The 8653-nt window shown below is 55.1% G+C and carries 10 protein-coding genes; 3 read left to right on the forward strand and 7 right to left on the reverse strand.

What is annotated here, in order from left to right:
• Window positions 1–38 precede the first annotated feature (38 nt).
• The 4 genes from BN3772_RS03185 to BN3772_RS03200 form a co-directional block, all read right to left on the reverse strand.
• The gene (locus BN3772_RS03185) at window positions 39–1235 is read right to left on the reverse strand and encodes a hypothetical protein (RefSeq protein WP_042196580.1); all 1197 of its coding nucleotides are present in this window, start codon (window positions 1233–1235) and stop codon (window positions 39–41) included.
• Between the two features lie 22 nt (window positions 1236–1257).
• The gene (locus BN3772_RS03190) at window positions 1258–1713 is read right to left on the reverse strand and encodes an anti-sigma factor (RefSeq protein WP_052380357.1); all 456 of its coding nucleotides are present in this window, start codon (window positions 1711–1713) and stop codon (window positions 1258–1260) included.
• Window positions 1706–2242: an RNA polymerase sigma factor gene (locus BN3772_RS03195; protein ID WP_231576377.1), complete on the reverse strand. Its 537-nt coding sequence runs from the start codon at window positions 2240–2242 to the stop codon at window positions 1706–1708. Before BN3772_RS03195 ends, BN3772_RS03190 begins: the two co-directional genes overlap by 8 nt.
• Window positions 2243–2378: 136 nt before the next feature.
• Complete coding sequence (locus BN3772_RS03200) at window positions 2379–3293, reverse strand: phosphatidate cytidylyltransferase (protein WP_042196582.1); 915 nt, start codon at window positions 3291–3293, stop codon at window positions 2379–2381.
• 97 nt (window positions 3294–3390) lie between these two features.
• Between BN3772_RS03200 and BN3772_RS03205 the strand changes: the two genes are divergently transcribed.
• Together BN3772_RS03205 and BN3772_RS03210 are read left to right on the forward strand one after the other, a co-directional pair.
• Entirely contained in the window at window positions 3391–3936 is a 546-nt protein-coding gene (locus BN3772_RS03205) for a hypothetical protein (protein WP_042196584.1), read from the forward strand.
• A gap of 1 nt (window position 3937) precedes the next feature.
• Window positions 3938–4408: a DinB family protein gene (locus BN3772_RS03210; protein WP_042196586.1), complete on the forward strand. Its 471-nt coding sequence runs from the start codon at window positions 3938–3940 to the stop codon at window positions 4406–4408.
• Between the two features lie 68 nt (window positions 4409–4476).
• On the opposite strand, the gene BN3772_RS03215 is transcribed toward BN3772_RS03210, so the two are convergent.
• Both BN3772_RS03215 and BN3772_RS03220 read right to left on the reverse strand, forming a co-directional pair.
• On the reverse strand, window positions 4477–5361 hold the full coding sequence (locus BN3772_RS03215) for a diacylglycerol/lipid kinase family protein (RefSeq protein WP_341872562.1): 885 nt from the start codon (window positions 5359–5361) through the stop codon (window positions 4477–4479).
• 39 nt (window positions 5362–5400) lie between these two features.
• A complete protein-coding gene (locus tag BN3772_RS03220) occupies window positions 5401–6354 on the reverse strand; it encodes a catalase (protein ID WP_042196589.1) in 954 nt (317 codons plus the stop codon).
• A 209-nt stretch (window positions 6355–6563) separates the two neighbouring features.
• Here BN3772_RS03220 and BN3772_RS03225 point away from each other — a divergent pair, with 209 nt between their 5' ends.
• Window positions 6564–8189, forward strand: a complete 1626-nt coding sequence (locus BN3772_RS03225) for an S-layer homology domain-containing protein (protein WP_052380358.1) — start codon at window positions 6564–6566, stop codon at window positions 8187–8189.
• A gap of 251 nt (window positions 8190–8440) precedes the next feature.
• Here BN3772_RS03225 and BN3772_RS03230 read toward each other — a convergent pair.
• The coding region (locus tag BN3772_RS03230) for a hypothetical protein (RefSeq protein ID WP_157643533.1) at window positions 8441–8653 on the reverse strand (213 nt) is incomplete at its 5' end.

Here is an 8653-nt window from a genome sequence, read left to right on the forward strand (position 1 = left end):
CGTTCCCCTTTACCGGGGACCGTGCTGTTTTGCTGTTTCTACTTGGGTTCGCGCTCCAGTGCTCTGAGGAACCGCTCTGCTTCGGTATTCTTTTTCCGTGAGCTGGACAGCAGCCGGATGCCTCCGCCGATCATCAGCAGAGCAACGACGACGGTGTTCATGTACGACTGAATCCGGGCAATGTAAAAACCGTAATTCAAGTTGAGCTCCGGTACAACAATCCGGATGAACAGATAATAGACACCAAGGAACAGAAGTGCGCCGCCGATCCAACCCTGATACCGGGTCCAGCCTTCAATGACCGGTTTGTCATACAGAGGCTCCCTGCCGTATTTAGCGGCCTGCTGCATTCCGTCAAAAAAGCTGTAAAACCAGGCAATCGGGATAAAGAACAGGAACAGCGAAAGATTAAGCAGATCCAGAATATAGATGCTTCCGAGGAAGATGAGCATCAGCTGAAGCCCTCTTTTTTGCAGTCCAAGGTACATATGTCCGGCTCCGGGGAAGGCTGCCAGCAGGGTTGCGAGAACCTTGCTTTTTTTGCCTGTGCCTCTGCCATGCTCAAGCTGCTCGAAGATCGTCTTGTCTTCAAGCAGCTCTCCGGCCTGCTTGCGGTTCACATGCTGGGCTGCATCGAACATGCAGTACAGCCACAGCACCGGCAGCAGGAGCAGGAAGACCAGGACGGTCTCCTGTCCGGTTATGCCGGCCACAAACACCAGCATGATGCCAAGCCCGAAGAACCCGATCAGGAACGACAGCCCGCGCTGCAGCAGGCCTAGATGCAGATGGCCGAGGCCGGGGACAAAGGAGAGGAGAATCGTGTAGAACCGCTCGCTCTCCCGCCGCGGCTCCCTGCCCTGATCCGGATGGCTATAGCCATCCGGAGGCTGGAATCCGTAAGGCTGCTGCTCAAACGGCCCCTCCGGACCACCCGGCATGTGGGCGTGCTGCTGGGGATAGGAAGGATAGTATGGCGGATAGTCCGGTTCCCGGATCAGCCTGATTACCATACCGAACATGCTGATGAACCAGAGAACGGCTGCCGCTAAAAGACACAGGGCGGCGAAGCCCTCATTATTCCCTGCGACGAGTGCAAGAAAGGCAACGCCCAGGCTGCCAAAAAAGATAAAGCCGTAAATAAAACCCTTCAGCCGGCTGCCGTAATAATAGTGCCCCAGGCCAGGAATCATATTAAGCAGGAATGCCAGCATCTTGCTGCGGTGCTGCTGCATTGTTGTTCAGTCCTTTCACTTGTTATTGTTTATAGGGAGCCGGCTTCATTTCTTCAAGCCAGCCGGTTGCTTTTTTCACCATAATCTCGCTGTAAGGCTGCTTGGTCTGGGCAGTAACACCGATATTTCCGGGAGCCATCTTGTCGAATATGCCCGCTGAGATGAACAGCATCGTGATGCAGGCCGCTGCAACATAATGCAGCCACTGATTAACCAGCAGTCTTTGAAGCCGGGAACGCCCGGTGCCGGTCTCCGGTACTGCTGAAGCTGAAGGAGGAGCAATCCGGACCATGATCTGATCAGCAAAGGCATCCCCATCGGACAGCGTCGGTACCGGTAAATTCTCCAGAGCCAGCAGGTAGCTGCCAAGCGCTTCAGGATCCTCCAGCAGCATTCTATCCATCTGTTCCCGCTCCGGCGCTGTCAGCTCTCCCTGTACGTACCGCTTCCATTCGTGCTGTATATTGTCTCTATTCATCCCATGAGGTCTCCTTCCAGTGGGTTCTGATCCATTGCCGCGCTCTATACAGCCTGGACTCCACGGTCCTTACCGAAATTTGTGATTTGAGGGCAATCTGCTCATAATTCTCTTCGTTGAGATAGAAATCAACAATAATTCCGCGGTGCTGGTCGGGGAGTGACGAAATCTTGTGCCGCAGAAGCTCCTTCTGCTCCTTCTTCAGCAGCTGGCGGACGACGTCTGAGCGGTGGTCGGCAAGCTGAACGGCTCCATCCTCAGGGACGCTTACCTCTGCCTTCCGGCGGTTCAGCTTCCGCTTAATATCGATGGCTTTGTGCAGGGCAATCCGGGTAATCCAGGTCTTGAAGCCTTCTGAACGGTACAGGGGGAGAGATTTATAAATTTGGATAAAAGCCTCCTGTGCAGCATCCTCCGCATCCTGGGACTGCTGCAGCACGGAATAGGTGACCTGATAGATATGCCTTCCATAGCTGTCGATAATGCTGCGGAATTTAGCATGGTCGCCCTGCAATATTTGCCTGATCAAGCGTTCCTCATCAATAACGCTCTCCTCCTTCCCGTGTAATAGACGAAGGCCTTTTATGAAACCCTGCGTGTTTTTCGGCTGCAAGGAATAAAAAAATAGACACCCCCTGGAGCAAGGGATGCCTGACCTGCCGGTTTCACATAAAATCAAAGAAATAACGGATCACATGGAAAAAGATCGGCGAGGTATACGCCAGGCTGTCGACCCGGCTCAGATAGCTTTTTTGCAGGGCGGCGAACTTATCATCGTCCCCGATCAGCAGGTCCCGCTTCAGTACAGAGACAGTCAGGCTGCCGAAATATCCGCTCAGGCTGATCAGCACCCCTGACAGAAACCCGAACAGCGGGGTGAGGGGTGTCAGATAGGGATAAATAAGAGAAGACACGGCAGTTGTCACCACAAAACCGCAGACAAAGCCCTCCCAGGTCAGATGCGGGTTGGCGGTCGGAACCACCTTATGCTTGCCGAAATAGAGTGAGGCCACATAGTGCACCACATCATTAAGCTGAGTAAGCACCACGAGAAACAGCACCAGCCCAGCGCCGTATTCCGGGGTGGCAAACTGGAAGTAAGCCAGATGGCTAAGCCCGAATACCATCAGCATCATGCCCCACTGGGTAGAGCTTACACTGCGCAGAAAGCCGAGCGTGCCCTTGTTCAGCAGCCGGGGGAGAGGCAGCAGCAGGAAGACATAGACCGGAATAAAGACGATGAACATCCCGTACCATTCGATATAGATCCAGTAGAACTGCAGCGGAATCGCCAGGTAGGCCCACAGGAACAGCCTGCGGTCCGCCTTGCGCGTGCGGATCATGGAGAAGTATTCTTTGAGCGAGAAGAAGCACAGCACCATCAGCGACAGCAGCGAAACCACTGCATTAAACAGGGTTGCCAGGCAAAATATAAACAGCATACCCCACCAGGTTTTGATGCGGAAGCCGATACCGGTGTAATCCTTGTCCTTTTGAAGCCTGCTGACGGCAAGGTAGATCACGTGAATGGCCGAAAGGCCGCCTGTAATAAGGAGTAGCGTGAATAAAGAGCTGTTCAAGAGCCGATCACCAGCCTGTCCCGGGATAGATTCCATTAAAGGAATCATATGTTATTATGAAGGAAACGTCCGAAATTGATAAGGGGAAAATTTGTAAATGGAAGGTAACCAATCGGTCTTTATATTGCTTACGAATACCGGAACGCTGTTCACCAGGCTTATTCAGGGCTACACCAAGGCTCCGTATAACCATGCATCCATCTCTTTTACCCGTGACCTGTCGGAGATGTACAGCTTCGGCAGGAAGCATCCCAGCAATCCTCTGAACGGGGGGTTCGTGAAGGAGGATCTGCACACAGGGACATTCAGTAAATATCCGAATACGACCTGTGTTATCTATGAGCTTAAGGTTACAGGGCGGGAAGCGGAGAAAATGCAGCGGGTGCTGCATATTTTTATCCGCAGCCGTCAGAAATACCTGTATAACATTCTGGGCGTCATCGGTATCGCATTGAAGGAGCCGGTGGAATTCAGCAACTCCTATTTCTGCTCCCAGTTCGTTGCCGAGATTCTGGACCGTTCCGGCATCAAGCTGTGGAACAAGCTGCCGGCGCTCGTGACACCGGATGATTTCCGGCAGAGTGAGCGGCTGGAATTCATCTATCAGGGTAAATTAAACCAATATAAGCCGGGGAGTGAATAGAATGGTTCATGCGAGAGAAGTATTAGTCAATCAATTGCTGGCCAGTGCCAATGATCCAAGCTGGTATCTGCCGTTCATGCATGCTGTGGAAGGAATGACAGAGGAAGAGGCGTTCTGGAAGCCGGGCGCCGGTATGCACAGTATTGCCGAGCTGACCCAGCATCTGCTCTACTGGAACAGGACCTGGCAGAGCCGCTATGAGGCGGGCCGTATGAATGCCGTACCGCCTATAGGCGATAACAATAACAGCTTCATCCTGCCGGAGAATGTGCCGTTCGGTGAGCTGAAGAGCGGGCTGCTTGATGTCCTGCTGCGCTGGCAGACGCTGCTTGCCGGGGACAGACTGGAAGCGCAGGTCGCCGGATTTCCGGAACCTGCGCTGTGGTGGGAGATTATCAGTAATGCCGCGACGCATAACGCCTATCATATCGGCCAGATTGTCTACGCCCGCAGGCTGCAGCAGCAGGCATAAAGCCCGTTTGCCGGGTAAGAGGCCGGCAGGCGCCGGGTCGCTTGCGGCAGTAATGAAGCATCTGCTGTCTAGCGGCTTTCCCCCTCCGGTACGACAACCCGGACATGGCGGGGCAGCACGCTGAGCCGTACCGGCAGAGCGGGTCCTTCCTCGCCGTCCACATTGGTCCGCATCGGGGCCGCAGATTGTACCGTTACGCTGCGGGCGGAAAAGTACTCGACTCCCTTATGGTCCTTCAAGTTGCCCAGCAGCAGGGAGATGCTGGCGGTCAGTGTGCTTAGAATCGTAAGATCCTTAATAATAAAGCAATGGATCAGGCCGTCATCTACTGCCGCTCCCGGAGCCAGCCGCTCAAAGCCGCCGACTGAATTCGTCAGGGCGGCAATAAACAGCGGCGAATCTCCCTCCCATACCTCACCGTCATGGTTGATCAGCAGGTGATTGGGTGTATTGCCTGTAAGCTCCTTCAGCCCCTCCCTGAAATAAGCCAGCGAGCCGAATTTTGATTTGTCCTCTGAGGTTACCGAGGAGACCGATTCCGCAAGGGCACCGGCAGCTACGACATTAATGAACAGCCGTTCATTCAGCTGGCCGACATCGACTGCACGGGTGGCCGGGGAGGCCAGTGTACGGATGGCTTCCTCGGGAATCAGCGAAAGCCCGATGGCCCGGGCAAAATCATTCACCGTTCCAAGCGGAATAATGCCCAGCTTCGGGCATTGCTGCCGCCCGGTCAGCCCGTTAATTACCTCGTGCAGTGTACCGTCGCCGCCGATAGATACAACCATTCCGTAGCCTTCCTCGCATGCCGCAGTGCTGAATCGGGCAGCATCGCCTTCCTGCTGTGTCTCCTTTACCGTAATTACATATCCCTGACCTTCCAGTATCTCCTGCGCCATCCGGACATAGCCCGTACCCTCTTCCTTACCTGAGGTGGGATTTACAATAATCATAGCCTGCTCCATCAGTAACCTCGTCCTTCCTTGCATAGGTTATAGTTCTGCACTGCGCCTGTAAAAAGACTCTCTATAGGCTGTGTGGCGAAATTGAAGAATAGGATCATCCGACAGGGCAATGCCCTCTGTAACGGCCGCCGGGTCCATGAGCAGGCCTGCCGGTTCTGATATAGTCTCTGTCAGATACAAGCGTCCGATCTCGATCCGCCGCCGGTCCTCCGGCCACGCTCGGGTCGGGTCATCGGTGGGATCATCCTTTTCGCCAAAAATAACATGGAGCTGGAAGACCGCCGGCTCTGCCTTCAGCCGCAGCTCCAGCTCGTCTTCCAGATAGCGGTCCGGCTGCTGTCTGGCCTCTGTAAGAGAAAGAGTACGGACACCTGCGTCAGGGGCCCATTCAAATTTCACCGGCCGCCTGATCCCTTCGGGATCAATAAAGTAATAGGCGTGAATGCAGTAGTAACGGGCCTCGGCATAGCTGGCGGGCGGCTTCAGCCTGTTAAGGCTGAGAAAGCTCTCCCTACTCTCGCTGAAGTGCGTTGTAATCTCTTTGATGAGCTCAAGAGGGCCAAGATTTCCTTCACGCGCCTTGTGTGCGGTGCGGATGATATCGATGAATGACTCGGGAGTACGGGCGAAAAAGACCGGCAGTGTTGCCCCTACCAGACTTGCGGTGCCGCCGCCGGGAAGACAGAACTGTACGGCCATGCCTTTAGCCGGAGATAGAAGATCGGCCAGCGCCGGGTCGGTGGAGCTCCCGGAGAAGCGGACAACCGCCGCTGTCTCCTGCTGCTGCAGATGCGGTGCGGAGGTAAAGGCAGCAGCCAGTCCGTTGGGCCGGAAGAACGCCCGGCAGCAGATGCCCCTGGCGTGGGCGCGGCGGTAGCCCGGATGAACGCCGGACAAGTCTTCAATGGCATCAACCGCCTCTGCGGCCAGATCGGAATCGCCTGCTGCGGCTATGCGGTCGGGTGAATCAGACTCTTTCATGTACGCGTCCCTCCTAAGGGTGGTCATTACGGTCTTTAGATGCTATATCCCATTCATAACCACGCACGTTTCTAATTAAACTCCTGCCGGGCTTTATGACTTGGAAAACTGTTACATTTTTGTGTTCTACCAATATTTTAGCGGTGCTAATAGACTCTGGCTCTGGTATACTTCGGCAAAATGATACTGGAGGGAGCGTCTTTTAACACGTGAAGAGAATATGGGGAAGAGTAGCGGCCGGAGCAGCAGCTGTCTTATGCGCAGCGGTTATGTACATACCTTACTCGTCGGCCGCAGCTGTATCTGCCGGGGGTAAGCAGCCTTTTGATGATATAGGAGCCAGCTATGCGAGAGAAGAAATCATAGACTTATATAACCGGCAAATAGTAACCGGTACTTCGGAGAACAGCTTCTCCCCGCAGGGGACAGTGACCCGGGCGGAGCTCATTACGATGCTGGGCCGCCTGCTGAAGCTTGAGCCGGTAGGGAGTCCCGTCTCACCCTTTAAGGATGTGGCACGGAACGCCTGGTACTACGGCTGGGTTCAGGCTGCAGTTCAGCTGGAGCTGGCGGGCGGTACCTCGGCTGCGGCCTTCGCCCCGGCACAGCCGGTGACCCGGCAGGAGGCTGCCGTCTGGCTGGCCCGGGCGTTTAAGCAGACGGGGAATACCGCCGGACTGCAGGCTGCTTTCAGGGATAGCGGCAGTATTGCTGCCTGGGCCGGCAGTGCTGTAGCCGCTGTTAACCGCCTGGGCTTAATGAAGGGAGATGACGGGGGAGCGTTCCGGCCTTTTTCGCCTATCACAAGGCAGGAGACGGCAGTGCTGATCTACCGGGTGCTCCAGCAGCAGAAGTGGGCAGCAGAGCTGGAGGGGGACAAGGACGAGCGGATTGTAATAGGCTGGCAGTACGGCCAGACAGTGGCGGAGTATCAGGCAAGCGTTATGCAGTCCAATGTGAATGTCTTATCGCCCCGCTGGTACTTTGTAGGGGGCACCGGAACCGTCTCGGACTCGACAGCTGCCTCAATGGTTACCTGGGCCAAGAACAACGGCAAGCGCATATGGCCGCTGGTCGGTAACCGCTTTGATCAGGCTGCGACGCATCAGCTGCTGTCCAGCCCGGCAGCGAGAACGGCAGCTGTTAATCAGCTGGGAGCGCTTGTCAGCAAGCATGGCCTTGACGGGCTGAATCTGGATTTTGAGAATGTGGCCGCAGCTGACAAGGCGGGATTGACTACCTTCGTCACACAGCTGGCTAGTAAGCTGCATACGCTGGGTGCTGTACTGTCGGTGGATGTGTCCCCGGATCTCGGGACTGACTGGACAGAGGCGTTTGACTATGCGGCGCTTGGCAAGCAGGCTGATTACATGGTGATGATGGGCTATGATGAGCACTACAGCGGGAGTATGAGCCCCGGCTCAAATGCTTCGCTGCCGTATGTCCGCCAGGCGGTGACCAGGCTGCTGCAGGCTGTGCCGGCTTCAAAAGCCATTTTGGCCATGCCGCTCTATACCCGGGACTGGACGCTTAAGCAGGGCTCCGTGAAGCCCTCTTCGGTCGAGCTCTCCCTTACCGGGCAGAATCAGCTCATCAGCAGCTACGGCCTGCGTCCGGTCTGGAACAGCACGCTTGGACAGTATGTAGCCAGCTATACCCGGCAGTCACTGAAGCATACGGTTTGGATCGAGGATGGCCGTTCGCTGACCGCCAAGTTTAATCTGGCCGCAGAGCAAAAGCTGGCCGGCATCGCCTACTGGCATATCGGCGGGGAGAGCCCGGATATCTGGACCAGTATCAGCAATGCGGAGAAGTACGCGGGATATTCCTTTTAGTTGCGGGAGAGTAATGAGGAGCAATTAACGAGTAATTGAAGAGTAAGTGAAGAACGAGCAAAGAATGAGCAAAGAATGAGCAAAGAACAAGAAAAGAACGAGCAAAGAACGAGCAAAGAACGAGCAAAGAACGAGTAAAGAACAAGCAAAGAACAAGCTAAGAACGAGTACAATCGTCCTTACTTCAGCGCCTTTTGTGGGGCGCTTTTTTTATGGCCCGCCTCGTCGGCTTGCCCGTAGCGCTGTCGCATCTACAGCCGGACGCCCGAATCAAAGGCAAAAATGCCCTTGATCTCGCCCCGCGAGGCCAAATCGCCCAAATCAAAGGCAAAAATGCCCTTGATCTCGCCCCGCGAGGCCAAACCGGCCGAATCAAAGGCAAAAGTGCCCTTGATCTCGCTCCGCGAGGCCAAACCGGCCGAATCAAAGGCAAAAATGCCCTTGATCTCGCCCCGGGAGGCCAA

This window comes from Paenibacillus camerounensis (assembly GCF_000723885.1).
Taxonomy (GTDB): Bacteria; Bacillota; Bacilli; order Paenibacillales; family Paenibacillaceae; genus Paenibacillus_AQ; species Paenibacillus_AQ camerounensis.

Coding starts and splice junctions, on each gene's coding strand:
- BN3772_RS03185 (WP_042196580.1), bottom strand. CDS start 1,235: ATGCAGCAGCACCGCAGCAAGATGCTGGCATTCCTGCTTAATATGATT.
- BN3772_RS03190 (WP_052380357.1), bottom strand. CDS start 1,713: ATGAATAGAGACAATATACAGCACGAATGGAAGCGGTACGTACAGGGA.
- BN3772_RS03205 (WP_042196584.1), top strand. CDS start 3,391: ATGGAAGGTAACCAATCGGTCTTTATATTGCTTACGAATACCGGAACG.
- BN3772_RS03210 (WP_042196586.1), top strand. CDS start 3,938: ATGGTTCATGCGAGAGAAGTATTAGTCAATCAATTGCTGGCCAGTGCC.
- BN3772_RS03215 (WP_341872562.1), bottom strand. CDS start 5,361: ATGATTATTGTAAATCCCACCTCAGGTAAGGAAGAGGGTACGGGCTAT.
- BN3772_RS03220 (WP_042196589.1), bottom strand. CDS start 6,354: ATGAAAGAGTCTGATTCACCCGACCGCATAGCCGCAGCAGGCGATTCC.